At 51.2% G+C, this 15,822-nt stretch carries 11 protein-coding genes; 10 read left to right on the top strand and 1 reads right to left on the bottom strand.

Annotated elements, in window-relative coordinates; all coding sequences use genetic code 11:
* Positions 1–7 precede the first annotated feature (7 nt).
* On the top strand, positions 8–1,435 hold the full coding sequence (locus OXG87_13075) for a sulfatase-like hydrolase/transferase (protein MCY3870485.1): 1,428 nt from the start codon (positions 8–10) through the stop codon (positions 1,433–1,435).
* A 37-nt stretch (positions 1,436–1,472) separates the two neighbouring features.
* Here the strand turns inward: OXG87_13075 and OXG87_13070 are convergent, their stop codons facing one another.
* Positions 1,473–3,017, bottom strand: coding sequence for a hypothetical protein (locus tag OXG87_13070; protein MCY3870484.1), 1,545 nt, complete (start codon positions 3,015–3,017; stop codon positions 1,473–1,475).
* Between the two features lie 267 nt (positions 3,018–3,284).
* Between OXG87_13070 and OXG87_13065 the strand changes: the two genes are divergently transcribed.
* The 9 genes from OXG87_13065 to OXG87_13025 all read left to right on the top strand — a co-directional run bounded on the left by OXG87_13065 (position 3,285) and on the right by OXG87_13025 (position 15,652).
* Entirely contained in the window at positions 3,285–4,379 is a 1,095-nt protein-coding gene (locus OXG87_13065; protein ID MCY3870483.1) for a phytanoyl-CoA dioxygenase family protein, read from the top strand.
* A gap of 81 nt (positions 4,380–4,460) precedes the next feature.
* Complete coding sequence (locus OXG87_13060; protein MCY3870482.1) at positions 4,461–5,930, top strand: hypothetical protein; 1,470 nt, start codon at positions 4,461–4,463, stop codon at positions 5,928–5,930.
* A 111-nt stretch (positions 5,931–6,041) separates the two neighbouring features.
* Positions 6,042–7,520 carry a sulfatase-like hydrolase/transferase gene (locus OXG87_13055; GenBank protein ID MCY3870481.1) on the top strand — a complete coding sequence of 493 codons (1,479 nt, stop codon included), beginning with the start codon at positions 6,042–6,044 and terminating at the stop codon, positions 7,518–7,520.
* Positions 7,521–7,621: 101 nt separating this feature from the next.
* Positions 7,622–9,007 carry a sulfatase-like hydrolase/transferase gene (locus OXG87_13050; GenBank protein MCY3870480.1) on the top strand — a complete coding sequence of 462 codons (1,386 nt, stop codon included), beginning with the start codon at positions 7,622–7,624 and terminating at the stop codon, positions 9,005–9,007.
* A gap of 3 nt (positions 9,008–9,010) precedes the next feature.
* Positions 9,011–10,483, top strand: coding sequence for a sulfatase-like hydrolase/transferase (locus OXG87_13045; protein MCY3870479.1), 1,473 nt, complete (start codon positions 9,011–9,013; stop codon positions 10,481–10,483).
* A 13-nt stretch (positions 10,484–10,496) separates the two neighbouring features.
* Positions 10,497–11,843, top strand: coding sequence for a sulfatase-like hydrolase/transferase (locus OXG87_13040; GenBank protein ID MCY3870478.1), 1,347 nt, complete (start codon positions 10,497–10,499; stop codon positions 11,841–11,843).
* A 27-nt stretch (positions 11,844–11,870) separates the two neighbouring features.
* A complete protein-coding gene (locus OXG87_13035) occupies positions 11,871–13,442 on the top strand; it encodes a sulfatase-like hydrolase/transferase (protein ID MCY3870477.1) in 1,572 nt (523 codons plus the stop codon).
* Between the two features lie 54 nt (positions 13,443–13,496).
* A complete protein-coding gene (locus OXG87_13030) occupies positions 13,497–14,339 on the top strand; it encodes a phytanoyl-CoA dioxygenase family protein (protein ID MCY3870476.1) in 843 nt (280 codons plus the stop codon).
* Between the two features lie 5 nt (positions 14,340–14,344).
* Entirely contained in the window at positions 14,345–15,652 is a 1,308-nt protein-coding gene (locus tag OXG87_13025) for a sulfatase-like hydrolase/transferase (GenBank protein MCY3870475.1), read from the top strand.
* The last annotated feature ends 170 nt before the right edge of the window (positions 15,653–15,822 follow it).

Here is a 15,822-nt window from a genome sequence, read left to right as displayed (position 1 = left end):
GATAGATATGAATCAACCGAATATTCTTTTTGTGTTCACAGATCAGCAACGCACAGATACCATGTCGTGTTACGGCAATGATTGGATTCAATCGCCGCATTTGAATGCGCTTTCGGAGCGGTCTTTTGTTTTTGAGAATGCGTATGTTGGTCAGGCTGTGTGTACGCCATCGCGGGGTACGCTGATGTCTGGGTTGTACCCTCATTCGCACGGATGTGTGGCGAATGGGATTCATCTACGAGAAGATACAAAGTCGATTGCGGAAATGATGCCAGATACATATCGCAAGGCATATATGGGCAAATGGCATTTGGGCAACGATACCGTTCGCCAACATGGGTTTGATGAGTGGATCAGTATTCAGGATAATTTGCGGCATTTGAATACGATTCAAGATGCGCCGATGAGTTCCCACTATGAGTGGTTGGTGGCGCAGGGCGTTGAACCACCCTCGCATTTGGCACCGGACTTGAAACAATTTTCTGCAGGAGATCGCGCGCGTTTGCCAGCGGAACAACAGGTCGGGGCGTTTGTCGCGCAGGAAGCGGATCGGTTTATTCGAGAAAATGTCGATCAGCCCTGGTTACTGGTGTGCAGTACGTTTGAACCGCACCCTCCATATACAGGGCCGTATGACGGTTTGTATGATCCTGAGAAATTGCCGGTTGGCCCGACGTTTTTGAAACAGCCTGAAGGACATTCGCGATTTAATCGGGTGCGAGCAGAGCATTATGCAACGAAGAAGGAGGCAGGTGAAGATTTAAGTACGGAATTGGGATGGCGGAAAGTGAGATCGCAATACTTCGGAAATATGAAGATTGTGGATGATGCTGTGGGGCGGATCATTCAGGCATTGGAAGAGACAGGGCAACTGGAGAATACGATTATTGCTTACACGAGTGATCATGGGGAAATGGTGGGCGATCATGCCATGATGGAAAAGCGGACGTTTTACGAAGAGTCTGCGCGAGTGCCGTTTTTGCTCAGTGTGCCGTGGTTGAATAAGGAACAGAAACGAATCGATGGTGTGTTTGGGCATGCGGATTTGGTGCCGACGCTTTTGGATCTGGCGGGCGTTGAAGTTTCAGATCAGTGTGAAGGGGAGAGTTTGGCTGGTGCACTCACCGGTGAGCGCGATTTGAAGGATCACGTTGCATTTATGGAGTGGAATGGGATTGGCGATCGCAATTTAGGGAATCCAAGCATTAACTTGATGGCGACATTGCCCTGGCGATCTGTGGTGACGGGTGATCGCTGGAAGTTGAATTTGTGTGCTGGTGATCAGTGTGAGTTGTTCGACCTTAATACAGATCCTTATGAAGAAAACAATCTGTTTGATGTTCCTGAACATCGCGATCGCATTCGCGATATGGCGGCGAAGATTCGATTGTGGCAACATGAAACAGGAGATACTGTGCCTTTGCCGAGTGTTTAGAATCCCCTCTGTATTTTTGGGATTTCTGATTATAGCTCTATTCTCCAGCACGATCCTGAGGGTTCATTACCATCCATAAACGCAGCACATTTTCCATTAATTCTGGGCCACCTGTTATGGCCTCATAATGTTCACTTTGGTTTGATGCTTTTGGCAGAGGGGATTGATCACTCAAAAAAGTTTCTACCGATAAGTCCATATACGTTTTTGCTTTGCTTAAAAAACGTTCTGCCCCTGTTAATTCATACGCACTCATCATCATATTAAATATGCTGGAATAATTGCTGGGATAAAGTACTGCTGACGGCGGAGGATCTTCGTTGTAATAGGCATTCACCGCTTTCATAAAAAGGATTCTATAGCCTTCAATACCTGTTAGTTTATACCGCGCATAACATTTGTTTGCCTGCTCGGTACTTCCCGATCCCACCCCATAACCAGCCGACCACATTTCAGTCCAGGCATCCGTTCCAGTACTTGACCTCCGAAAATTCCCCGGTACAAGGGTCATAAGGTTGGCGGATTCAAGAAATCCTTTTCCGCCTTTTGACGGATCGTGATCAAAACTTAAATACAAAGAATCTGTTCCTTCTGACAATTTCTTCATCCTATTTGCAAGGTCTGCGGGCATAAAATCCTTTGCGCGATAGAGATTGGATGCCAGATTCATACTTTGTTTCAAAGAATATTGCTCAGGAAAATCTGATGCATATAAGATCGCACCTTTATCGGTTGTATTTCGCTCATAATAATTCAATACGGTTTCAATGGCGGTTAAAAAAACTTCTTTGCCAGTTTCCCGATATGCTTTTGTCCAAACATAGATATAATTGCCGCCATGTGCGGGAAAAGCTCTTCCTTTTCCAGGACTATGTGTGTCATAACTGGCATGTCGGCTAAACTCGCCCGCTTCTGGTCCTTCGTGCGCATAAATCTGGTGTTCCCATAATCCCAGTGCAAACTTTTCAGCAGCTTCCGGATTAAATTCCCACACCTTGTCCCAATAATTGAAAATTTTGTACTCGTGTGTCAAAGATCGAGTACCCATTTTAATAGGCGCCTCTGTAAAAAAATCCCAACCGATGTGTTCTCCCCAGGCCATAAATCCCGTTTCAGGACTTTGGCAGTTGGCAAAAAACCATTTGATTGCTTTATCCGCTTCCCGTGCATACTTGTCATCTCCTGTGATTTCCGTCAAGTGATAAAGTATGCTGTATAAACCATTATCTTTTGACGTATTTGAACCACGCCAAGTGCGATCGCCATTGCGGATACCTTTGGGTGCATCGGGAGGATTTTCGCGATATACATTTCCGGTTTCCCGGTTAAGCGTTGTGGCAAAAAGGGGCGAATGTTCTTTTCCGTAACGGTCGCGCCCGCGGGTAATCATATAATCGGCATAAGCCTTTACTATGAGAAAGTATTTAGCACCTTCCGATTTTGACAAATCAATCGTGCTCAAATCTTTGGCTGGCAGCTCGGTGGGGCTTTGGGCCGCGACGTTGCCCGAGGTCAAAGCCAATAGCAATGCAATGGTCAGACCCCTGCCTATCTTCGCACCTTTGAATGGTCTTGCTTTCATCTTTCTTCCTCCTCAATGCATTTGAAATCACCAAAACTACTGCTGGTGTCCAGGGGCAGGATCCGGATGCATACTACAACAAGGGACGGACATGAAGCAAGCGAATTTGTTCAGGGTGATTTCCGAGCAAAATTCCAAATAACATACATCGCCTTCCGTAAGTACCTGTCTTTTAAGAATTGTTGAAATCCAACTCTTTTTTTTGTACAATGGTTCAGTATTGAAGTTAGTACAATGGTTCAATATTGAAGAAAGAGGGCTTATTCCATGAATACAGCATTGGCAGCACTGAGTACAGAAGAGATCCAACAATTTATTACGAACGGATTCCTCGTTAAACGAAATATTCTCGACCCCAAACTTTGTGCTGCAGCGCGGGACAGGCTGTGGGCGGGAAACACCTCAAGTCATTTGCGCCGAGACGATCCTCAAACCTGGCTAAACGGTCTTCCGGAGGCAGATCGTCAAAGCACGCCTGATGGCATGAATGATCGCACCGGTGACCACGGCTGGCGATTGCGTGAACTCTCTGGCGACGAGGACTTAATCAACTTGCTTCCACGCCGTGTATTCCCGTGGTTTGAGCAACTTCTCGGCGAAGGTGAAGTTGTGACACCAGAGGTAACTTCCTCCGCGGCCGATCCAGATCCGCGTGGAAGTCGGTTGCGTGGTTGGCCAGTCTGGGGTGGCAAGGAGTTGCGCGGTATGTATTGCGTGCTGCCGAGAGAGCGTCCTGGCGACTCACCTGCTCTGGCGGATGCCGTCCGTGCCGGTGCACACATTGATCCCGAGCCGGTGCATCTGGTGGCAAGCGCATACGTTGACCAGGTTCCCAAGGGTGGAGGTGGCATCGCCCTTTTTCCCGGCAGTCACCGCTTGCTCTACGAAGCAGAGCCGGACTCTGTAGATCTTGCCCGCTATTCAATTCTACATTCGCCCCATCCGGAAAGCGGCGCTGCGGCATTTGTTTTGCCGCAGCCTGCAGGACTCAAGGACGCACTCGCCGACATTGAACCCTTTGAGTTTTTTGGTGACGAGGGCGATGTGGTTTTGTGGCACGGGCGAATGTTCCACTCGGCAACGCGGAACTACAGCAATCCTCCGCAGATTCGACAGATGATTCTTTATGATGCTTACAAAAAATCTGTATATGACAGAGTATATAACGGCCGTTATGTCAAAGGGCCACGACCATCGCCACCGCCCAACGTGAGAAAACTCCACGAACTTGAACTTGGGCCAGAAGTTCCCCCGCCAGAGCCTCGCCCGGAAGGTCCGGGGCTTTGGGATGATTGGAGCGAGGCTGTTCGCACGGTTGCAGCTTCTTTCGCATCGAGGCCATCGGCGAGACGGAGCGTCTGAAATCAGGCCGGTTGTCTAAGAGACAGCCTGGAACCAAAATAGGTCTTAGCGAGTCACACCAAATTTGCAAAGGAGAAGGCAATGGATAGAATTAGAATAATGGCATCGCTGGTTATTCTCGCGACTTTTGCGATTTCCGTAGCGTTTGCTGCCGATTCTGAAAAGGATTCTGGTATGAATTGCGACATGTTCAATAGTGAAGAGATTCTTGACGAAAGCACGCTGGATATAAAGACGTTGAAGGACTGGCATGTAGATGAGGTGACAGGCACGACGCGACAAAAGCTCATCGAAATCAATGTCGCCGAATGGTGGCCGGGACAAGATTATCGGATCCCGGTGCGTATGATTGTGCCGCTCGAAGGCAAGGCGAAGGGCTTTAGCATTACGGGAGCCAATCCCTATGAGACGTTGATGAAAGACTCGCGCCCAACCGACTTTCAGGCAAAACTGCTGGCAGGTGGCGTTGGCCTCGTTAAGACGCACGTCAAGGCGTTTAGGCAGATTCCGGGGAAACAGGGTTTGGAGCAAAAAATGATGCGCAGGTTCATGAAAGACCTGAATCCTCGATACACGACTCTCTGGATTTGGTCGATGACCTTAATGCGGGCAACCACCGCGGCGTATGCGGAAACCGACTACTTCGAAAAAGGCAAAGTGGCCGGTTCGGGCAGCTCCAAGAACGGCATGTCGCCTGCGGTCGCCTTGATACATGACGAGCGTTTTACCGCGACATGCTCCAACCATGCGTTTGCTTACTTTTCGCCGACTCGAAGAGCCGACAGGGAAGCAACGGCGAAAGCTGAAGAGGCAAACAAAGCATTCTTTGAGGCTGTAAAGGCCGGCGATATCGACCTGGATCCAAAACGCGCCAAATTGTATCAAGGCGTTATGGTGGGATCTGAGCGCAGTATGGGTAAGATGGCGCTGAAAATGGGGAAATCCCTGGACGATATGCAAAGCTTTGCGGATCGCTTACGGCCCGGGGTGAGCGTTACGGAGAATTGGGATCGTCTGATGGCGCGCGGCGTTGATATTCTTTTTCAGCCGGGAACGCATGACTATGTCGCCTACGATATTCTCTGGGGAGCGCAAAACCATCCCCAGTTGCCTGTCTATTACGAACCTAACGGTGGGCACTCGCAAACGCCGCATGTCGCTGCTGCAAAGGACGAACAGAATAAAGACGCCTTCCTCTGGCATCACTTCTTTGGTGGCGAGCCTTTGCTACAGCCTCCGAAGTCAAATTATAAAATCTCCAAGGACAAACTAAGTGTCAGCGTGCGTTTTAATGAAGGACCTCAGCCGATAAACGGACGCATATGGTGGATCTATGATCGCGCTCCGGCAGGTTCCGCCCCCTTCTTGCACGAGCAAATCCCCGAAGACCAATGGATGGATATGGAACGCGATGCAAAGACGGGTGCCTGGACTGCAACCATACCGTTAAAGGAGGGGTTTTCTCGGATCGATTTCTTCAGCAATCATGGACGAGATGTTAACGGCTACAAGCAGTATATTTCAAGCCCCTATACCCAGGTAAAACGCTGAGCTAATGGATTTGCGACCCAATTTGGCATAGGATTTTCATATTGCAATCAAGAGAAAATAGAAGCGAACCATGGTCTGGTTACCTGACCATATAGATTACGGAGAACCAAAATGAACGATGATCAATTGAACCGTCCGAGCAACATTTTATACATCTTCACCGACGATCAGAGCTTTCGGTCTGTGAGTTGCTATCCCGAGGCGCATTCGTGGATCAGTACGCCAAACATCGATCGTCTCGCCCATGAGGGGATGCGTTTTTCCAACTGCTATACCAGTGCCTGGTGTGCGCCTTCACGCGCCACGTACCTGACCGGAAAATTGCCGCATGGCGTGATGAGCATGCACCTGCCCACGAGCTACCCAAACTATGTCCGCGATCCAGACCAGTGTCCGTACTGGCTCGAGAATCTCCGTGAGAATGGTTGGTACACAGGCATCGTCGGCAAATGGCACACAGGTCCCGATCATGGTCACGGTCGGTACTGGGATTTTTCTGCCATCTGGGACCACAGCCAACCCGAGAAATACGGGCCCTATTATGTCAATCAGAGCATGAGTATCAACGGGGGACCGCCGGAACCGGTTGGCGGCTATTCTACCGATAACTACACGGAGTATGCACTTGAATTTCTCCGTGGACGGGCAGAAGAACCGGATAAGCCCTGGCACCTCTGGCTGTGCTATGACGCAGTACACGGCCCCTGGAAAGTGGCTGACCGCCATCTCCAGGATTATCCAGATGTTTCCCAGGTCCCCACGCCAGAAGACATCTATCCGCCGCGCCCGACCAAGGCGACACATATGCGGGACTATGGTGTTTGGCGCGAGGGAGATCAGGGCCAACCTGTAGGCATCCGGGATGGACGGACCCTCACCGATTGGGAACAACAATACAACCGGGGCGTGCGCGCTCTGGATGAAGGGGTTGGCAGGGTGATCGGCGCCATAGAGGAGATGGGGCAATTAGATGATACCCTGGTCGTCTTTACGTCGGACCAGGGATTTGCCTGGGGACAGCACGGCTTTCGACTCAAGGTGGCACCCTATGATGCCAATATCAAAGCGCCGATGATCATGCGGCTGCCGGGACGGATTCCCGCAGGCACAGTATGCGATGTGCCAATCGGCGGCCAGGATATCCCGCCTACCTTTCTCTCGTTGATCGGCATGGAACAACCCTGGAAGATGCACGGGAAGGACCTGACACCATTGCTCTCCGATCCCAACGCCGAATGGGATCGCCCGCTGCTGATGGAGTGTACGGGTCATTATTTTGGCGAAGACACCGATGTCGGCTGTGGCGAGCCAATAGGCAATCCTCCTATCCCCTGGTGGGTATCTCTGTGCACGGGAAAGTACAAATATATCCGCTGGCTCGTCCCCGGGGAGATCGAAGAGATGTACGATCTCGAGAATGACCCCGAGGAACTGGAAAACCTCGCTTTGGAATCCGATTACCACGAGTTGCTTGCCCAACTTCGGCAAGGGACCATTGATGAGCTTCGACGCACGGACGCGGGAATGGTCGATAACCTGCCACCAGTCAAGATAATGACCAGAGAGCAGCTTCTCGGCGGGTTTGCGTGAGTTCTTCCACATTCTGGTAAAAATCCAGGCGTTTCAAACGAAATAAAAACTGGCGACCTGGGAAAATCGACAACCGGTTCAAGATTACCGGGTAGATCATTATGGGCACAAAACCAAATTTTCTCATCATTGTTACAGACGATCAGGGCTACGGCGATCTGACCGCATTCAAACACCATGCGCCAGACGTGCAAACGCCAAACATGGACCGGCTCGCTGAGCGCGGCGTTCTCTTTTCACAGGCCTATGTGACAGCTCCCGTATGCAGCCCTTCGCGTGCCGGGTGGAATACAGGGCGACACCAGGTGCGTTGGGATCCGAAATCCTCCTTTTTATGCGGACATCCTGAAACAGAAAAGAACATCGCCGAAATCATGAAGGCTAACGGCTATACCACAGCGCGTTTCGGCAAGAACGATTACGGCCTGGGCTTTCACGATCACGAGGCTCACGAATATCCGTTGAACCATGGCTATGACGAGTTTCTCGGATTCTCAGCACACGGCCACGACTATTTCCTCCTCACCAAAGACATCGAAGATCGCACGCCCGATCCAAAAGGGCACAGCGCGGTTGTTGGACCGCTTATGCACAACCGGGATTACAAAGAATTTGGAGAAGGTTATCTGACGGAGATCTTTACCGACGCGACAATCGATTTTCTCGAGAGCCACCAGGAAGAACCTTTCTTTGTGACGCTCTCTTACAACTCCGTGCATCACCTGATTCACCAGGTGCCCAGGCGATACCTCGACAAGCACGGCGTAAGGGAGATTCCAAACTACGACCCGGAGACCATGGGCGGGTATGGGGACTGGTTCAAAAGGTATAGAATCCTCGGCGAGATCAATGCCGACGAGTTTCGCAGATACTATCTGGCGAACCTGAATTGCCTCGACGACAATATCGGTCGCCTTCTGGACACGTTGGATCAGCTATCGCTTGCCGACAACACCATCGTGATTATGTTTTCAGACAACGGAGGCGCACCGAACACCGGTGCCTGCAATCTGCCGCTTGCCGGGAGCAAGTTTACGCTCTGGGAGGGCGGGATTCGCGTGCCATTTATCCTCGCCCGTCCAAATGAGTCGGCATCTGGAACGATCTGTGACAGGACGATCTCAACGCTCGATATTCTTCCGACCTGTTTACAGGCGGCAGACATCAATCAGCCAGAAGGTTTGGATGGTCACCCCATTCCAAAAGATGTCACAAAAATCGCAGACGAGCGAGACCTCTTCTGGCGCTGGGGCGACAGTTATGCCGTGCGCTCTGGTGATTGGAAACTGTTGCATAAAGGTGGCAGGAGAGGTCGAGAGCCCTGCGATGGGATCGTTGAACGCACAGAGCTTCTCCAGAATACCTGCCTGTTTAACCTGAAGGAAGATCCCTCCGAGAGTCAAGATCTGATTGATCAGCATCCCAGGGTCGTTGAGCACCTGCAGGAGTTGTACAGAGCCTGGTCTGAGGAAGTCGATAGGAGCTAAGAGATGAAAAACATTGTGGTGATCACCATTGAGCATCTTGCCGCTCGCGCATTGGGATGCTATGGCAATCCCGTCGGAGCGACACCTCATCTGGATCGCTTTGCCAGCGAAGCCATCAGGTTTGAAAACTGCACCGTACCTTCTCCGCTCTGCGTCGCATCACGGGTCGCATTTTTCACGGGTCGTTATCCCAGCGTTACTGGTTCCAGAGACAACACGCTGTTGATGCAAGAAAAGGAAGGGTTTCATCTTCCAGGGCTCTTGAAAGATGCTGGCGTCGGCTGTGGCCTATTTGGGAAAAACCACTGTTTCCCAGATGCCGAAACTGCAGGATTTGAAGCGTGTATTGAAGAGTCGCCACTTCGGCACAAGCAGCGAGAAGCCTATGGGAAGCCATTTCCTGGGCCTGCAATACCCATCAACCCATCCGTGTTCGAATCACAAACAAGACGTTTCCGTTGGGGAGATCACCCAAATCCAATCTGGTATGGCGGAACCTACCCTTTCGGTCCTGCTGAAACGCCAGCAAGAGCCAACGTGAATCATGCCCTCGATTATCTTGAACGGAAGGGTGACGAGCCTTCGTTTGTGTGGTTGAGCTTTTCCGATGTTCATCCGCCCTATCGGGCTCCCGAACCTTTTGCCACGATGTACAGACCCGAGGACATGCCTCTCCCACATAGACCAGAGAGTGAATTGGACTCAAAACCGTTCGTTCAGCAAGTCTATTATCACGGCGGGTGGCTGCATCTCATGGATGACGAGCAACTGCGCCAGACAATGGCGTATTACTACGGCATGCTCAGGCACCTGGATGAATGCCTGGGCAAATTCTTTGATGGACTCAAAGCGCTTGGTCGTTGGGACGACACCATCATTGTTGCCACAGGTGACCACGGTGAGTACCTGGGCGAACACGGACTCATTCGGAAAACTGCTGCATTCTACGACTGCATTGTCCAGGTCCCATTGATCGTAAGGGGTTTGGAACATGCACGGGATGGTGCAACGAACGCACTGCAAATTGAGCAAATCGACTTGATGCCCACATTACTCCAGAGTAGCGGAATCTCGATCCCGCCGGGTGTTCAGGGTAGAAGTGTGACCGAAATGATGTCAGGTATGGTCCCAGAGAGAGACTGCACCTATGCGGAAGTTGGTAGCCGTCAGCCATTGCCAGAGGGAGGACCAGAAGCAGAACTGGACGCGCTGAAAGCCGGCATAAGTCGGACTGAACCCGTACCTGAATTGCCGCTGGTTGAGTCGGGAACGTTCTTCCTTTCTCGGGGTCGCATGGTTCGAAACGAGAAGTGGAAATACGCACATTATGTGAATGATCGTTCTGAACTTTACGACTTGCAGAACGACCCGGGCGAACTGGTGAATCTGGCAGGAAACCCGGATTATCGAGATCGGGAAGAAGCCATGCGCAGCAGGCTGCTGGAACGAACAATTGAAGCTGGCGACCCTCGTTGAAAGGAGAACCGCAATGGCTGAATCGAAAAGACCCAATATCGTATTTGTCTTCGCCGACGATTGGGGGTGGGGTGACTTGAGTTGCTACGGCCACCAGTTTGTAAAAACGCCAAATCTGGATCGGCTCGCTTCGCAGGGCATTCTCTTCTCACAATTCTATGTTTGCTCGGGGGTGTGCTCACCCAGCCGGGCAGCGGTCATGACGGGTCGATTTCCTGCCCACTGGGGCATACATGGCCATTTTGCTCGTCACGAGCAGAACGCCCTACGCGGCATGCCAGACTGGTTGGATCCCGATGCAACGACCATCACGGGTCTCCTGCAACAAAGTGGCTATGCTGTTGGACACTTTGGCAAGTGGCACCTGGGAAGCGGCGAAGAAGCACCCAATACCACGGCTTATGGAATTGACGAATCCAAAACATTCAATGCGGTCGGACCCCCCATTGAGATTCCCGAAGGCAGATCTCAATCTACAGAGGTAATCATAGATGAAACCATATCCTTCATCGAAAGACATCAAGATGAGCCTTTCTTTGTTCAAGCGTGGTTGCTTGACACCCACGCCACTCTGGATCCTACAGAGGAGCAGATGGAACCCTATATGAATCTTACCGCTCAAGGCCTGGAAGACAAACACAAAGGTGCACTACGCATCTACTATTCTGTCGTTACCAACGCGGATTACCACATAGGACGGCTCATGGATCGGCTGGATCAACTGGGCCTTTCCGACAACACGATTGTCATCTTCTCAGCTGACAACGGCCCTGAGGATATCCACGTTCGAAATGCGTCACACAGTGGCGTCGGTTCTTCTGGTCCCTTTCGAGGTCGAAAAAGAAGCCTCTACGAAGGCGGTGTGCGAACCCCTTTCATTCTTCGGTGGCCAGGCAGCGGCGGACCAAAAGGCAAAGTTGACAACACGACGCCCTTATGTGCCATAGACCTGTTGCCTACTTTTTGTACCATCGCTGGCATAGATATTCCCGACAACATTGGTCTGCAGGGCGAGGATATGACAGCCGCCTTTCGAGGTAACTCGGTAGATCGCACGACGCCGTTGATGTGGGAGTGGCGATTTCGGGTTCACGGCCATTGCCTTCACAAAAGCCCGATCCTTTCAATCCGCGAGGGTGACTGGAAGCTGCTTCTCAACCCGGACAGAAGCCGTGTCGAGCTGTACAACATTCCTGCAGACCCGATGGAACTCATCAATCACGCCAAATTTGAAGAGACCGTGGTCCAACAGATGTCAGAGCAGGTCATGGATTGGCAAGCCACACTGCCGGAAGGCCCCATCGATGATGATGCTGGATCCAACGCTTACCCATGGCCCGGGACGATTTTCCAATCCTGATTTCTGCTATAGAGGTAAGAACATTTTATGCAGTTACAAAATAAACCCAACATCATCTTCTTCATGGTCGATCAGATGGGGGCGAAGTGGCTGGAAGCGGCCATGAATGGCATCTGTGACCTGCCCAACCTGAAACGCCTCCAGAGCATGGGCGTGACCTTCACCAATGCGTTTTCCAACAACCCGGTCTGCTGTCCGGCTCGGGCGGGCATTGCCACGGGCCTGACCAGCCGGGGCCACGGTCTGCTCTCCAATGGCTACCGACTCAATCCCGACATCCCCACTTTCATGAAGACACTGCAGATGGCCGGATGGCGAACCGGCGCGTTCGGCAAGATCCACTTCTATCCGTTTGACTCAGAATACTACCCGTACCCGGACTACAGGGAGTACGGCTGGGATGTGGTACACAACACCGAAGACAACCGGACTGGCGAGTGGCACGACTGGATCGAAAAGGAGCATCCCGAACACTATGATGCGATCATGGCAACCCCGGCGAATTGGAATTCTCAGTTGCCTTATTACGATTCGTATGGCGAACAGAAGATCAACCTGACCGAAAGGATGCGCCGGGCAAAAAAGAAAATGGCATGGGCTAAAGGCGATGACGGAGGGAACAAAACCCGAACCGAAGGCTACTACCCCCTACCCTTCCCGGAAGAGATCTCGCAGACCAACTGGATTACGGAACATGCCCTGAATTTCATCGATGAAACGCCCGCGGATCAACCCCTCTACACCCACATCAGCTATGTGCAGCCCCACCCCCCGTTTCATCCACCTGCGCGATTCCTGGATATGGTCAACGAGGATCTCATCCCCGACCCTGTCGGTTACGGCACGGACCACTGGAATGGGCCTGACCGGATACCGGACTGGCGCTACTACCGCAAGCTCTACTTTGCCGATTTTATCCACCTCGACGAACAGATCGGCCGCATCCTGGAGCGATTGGAACAGGTCGGCAGAATGGAGAACAGCTACTTCATCTTTGTGTCTGACCACGGCGAGATGCTCATGGACCACAATCTGGGTGGAAAATCCGCCAGACACTACGACGCCGTCATCCGCATCCCGCTGATTGTAGCCGGACCAGGTCTGAAGCAGGGCAGCACTTGCGACCTCTTCGTGCAGCACGAGGACATCTGCCCGACCGTGTTGGATATGCACGAAACACTTCTGGCACAGCACCCGAGGCCCCTGTCGAGGCGTGGGGTCGGCGATGGCCATCCGCTATGTGCCGGCCGTTCGCTGATGCCTCTGTGCAAGGGAGAGCGGGTCTCGGACTGGCGGCAGTCGGCATTCTCCGAGTCGTTTGGCGGCCTGTGCGAGTCGCCCTTCCATGAGGGGATCATGAAGTTCCCCTGGAAAGAGACACTGCGAAACCGCGAGTTCCGCTACTCGGTCACGCCAGGGCGCGATGACGGGGAAGAACTCTTTGATCTCACCAGGGACCCAGACGAACTGGTCAACGTCGTGCATGATCCGGCGTACCAGCAGGCGCGTCAGCAACTGATGAAGGAAATGATGCACCGCGTCATGCTCCAGGAATTCCCGCTACCACCGCGTGACCTGGTGGTGATCGGCGCCCATTAGAAGTACAGATTCGCGCAACAAACCCATTGAAAACTGAAACACCAGGAGGCTGAAATGCAAAAAGATCCCAAATCTCTCGAAGAACACCTGGAAGAATTCAAAACAGTTGGATTTACACTTTTCCCAAAGATGCTGGACGATGTCTGGGTCAAAGCCATGCGAGATTCATTTGAAGAAATCGGTGATCGCCTCCCCAATCCCGATGGCAGCCGACCCCAGGTCTTTGTCGATGTGTTAGAACACAAACCCGATCTCATTCTCTCTGCCTTGTCAAATAAGCGCCTCCTGGACTTTGCTGAAATGATCGTGGGCCCGCATGTCCAACTCGAATCCATCACATACCGGCGCACGGCACCACAGGACCCAAACACAAACCCGGTACTGGGTTTTCACCGGGACATGTTCGCCGAGTTTCCTCAAGAAGGCGTTTACCAAAGGCCCTTACTCTTCAATGCCCTGAGCTATTTACAGGATCTCACAGATGAAAATGGTCCCCTGCGTATTATTCCAGGCTCACACATGAAAGCCATGTCTTTAACGGCCGAAGAAAGAAAGCAACCCCATCCTGACGAAGTCATCCTTTATCCCAAATCTGGAGATATAGCCGTATTCCACAATGCGATAGTGCACTCGGGAACAGCCAATTATTCAAAGGACTATCGGTATCTCTTCTTTTTAACGATGAATCACTCCTGGCTTAAACACAGAGCCAATTATTCAGGACCAATTTCTCAAGCAGTCAAAGCGCGAGCACGAGAGACTGGCAATCGTCGACTACTGCGCCTCCTGGGCGAAGATGCAAATGTATTTCGGCGAGCCAACAGTGGATTTATGCAACCCGACGAAAAAAGATGGGAAGAGTGGATCGCTGAGGATATTGCCGCGCTCAAGGAATGATCATTATGGCCACAAAACCAAATTTTCTCATCATTGTTACAGACGATCAGGGGTATGGAGATGCGGGTTGTTATTGGGATACAGAGGTCGATACACCAACGATGGATGCGATTGCAAAAAATGGGGTGCGTTTTACACAGTTGAGGGTCAATCCACTTTGTGCGCCAACGCGTGCATCTCTTTTTTCTGGGCAGTATTCTTTGGGATGCGGCATGTGGCGTGGCCCATCACTGCCGGGGCAGAAAACAGATACGTTGCCAAGGCGCATTCATGATGATGTAAAACTTTTGCCCGAGTTTTTGAAGGAAGCAGGATATAAAACTGGCATGTTTGGCAAGTGGCATTTGGGATATGATGCACCCAATGTGCCCAATGAACGCGGTTTTGAAGAATTTGTCGGATTTTTGGGTGGTGCACACCCCTATTGGCCTTTTGATGGTAGTCGCCTTTTGCACAATGACCAGCCCATGGTGCATGAAGATCATTTGACGGATGTGTTTACTGGTTATGCGATTGACTTTATTCGGAAACATCGTGATAAGCCGTTTTTTTGTTATGTGCCTTACAATGCTGTGCATGGTCCCTTGTGGCGAGAACAGGCACCCAAAACATCGGGCAAAGCCGAGTGGTTAAAAAAGTATGAAGATCGCGGTATTGAGTTCCCCAAGCGCGACTATTGTGCGGTGCTGGATCATATGGATGATGGTGTGGGTAAAATCATGGCGACATTGCATGAGTTGGCTATCGTAGATAACACACTTGTCATCTACTTGAGCGATAATGGTGCAATGATTGATAAATTTCCGGGCAATAATGGCCCTTTACGCGGGCAAAAAGGAATGACATATGAGGGTGGAATCCGCGTGCCTGCGGTGATGCAGTGGCCGGGTGTTATTCCCAAAGGGATGGTATCTGATGCAGGTGCTGTGCATTTTGATTTGTTTGCCACTGTGCTGGATGCGGCTGGCATTGAGATTCCCAAAATGAATGGACAGCATCCAGTTCATGGAGTGAGTTTGCTTGCGCATTTGAGATCACATGGGCAAGAAGATTTGCCAGGACGGTATGTGTTTTGGGATTTGTTTGGGAAAATGGGAGCGGTAAAAGACGATTGGAAACTGGTTGGTACAGGCCCTAATCATCGCGGGCAATTTGCCGAGGCTATTCCGGCTATTGAAGAATTGCAATTTGAATTGTACAAGCTCGATCAGGATATTGGCGAAGCCAATGATTTGGCCAGTCAATATCCTGAGATTTATAACGATCTTAAAAGCCAACTCATTGACTGGTTTCAACGGGCGAAAGGATCGTGATGATGGGTGATAACAACAGCGGTTCCTACCCGAATATCGTGATCAGCCCTTTTACACATCCACAGAGACAGGATAAGAGATGAAAAGCATTAATGCCTGGGAACTGTACGCGACCTGGTCTAAGGAAGTCGATGGAGATCGAAAAACAGGTTATGATAAGGAGTGATTTT

The sequence above is a fragment of the Gemmatimonadota bacterium genome (assembly GCA_026706845.1).
In the GTDB taxonomy this organism is placed as follows: domain Bacteria; phylum Latescibacterota; class UBA2968; order UBA2968; family UBA2968; genus VXRD01.
This window is presented reverse-complemented; position numbering and strand designations above follow the sequence as displayed.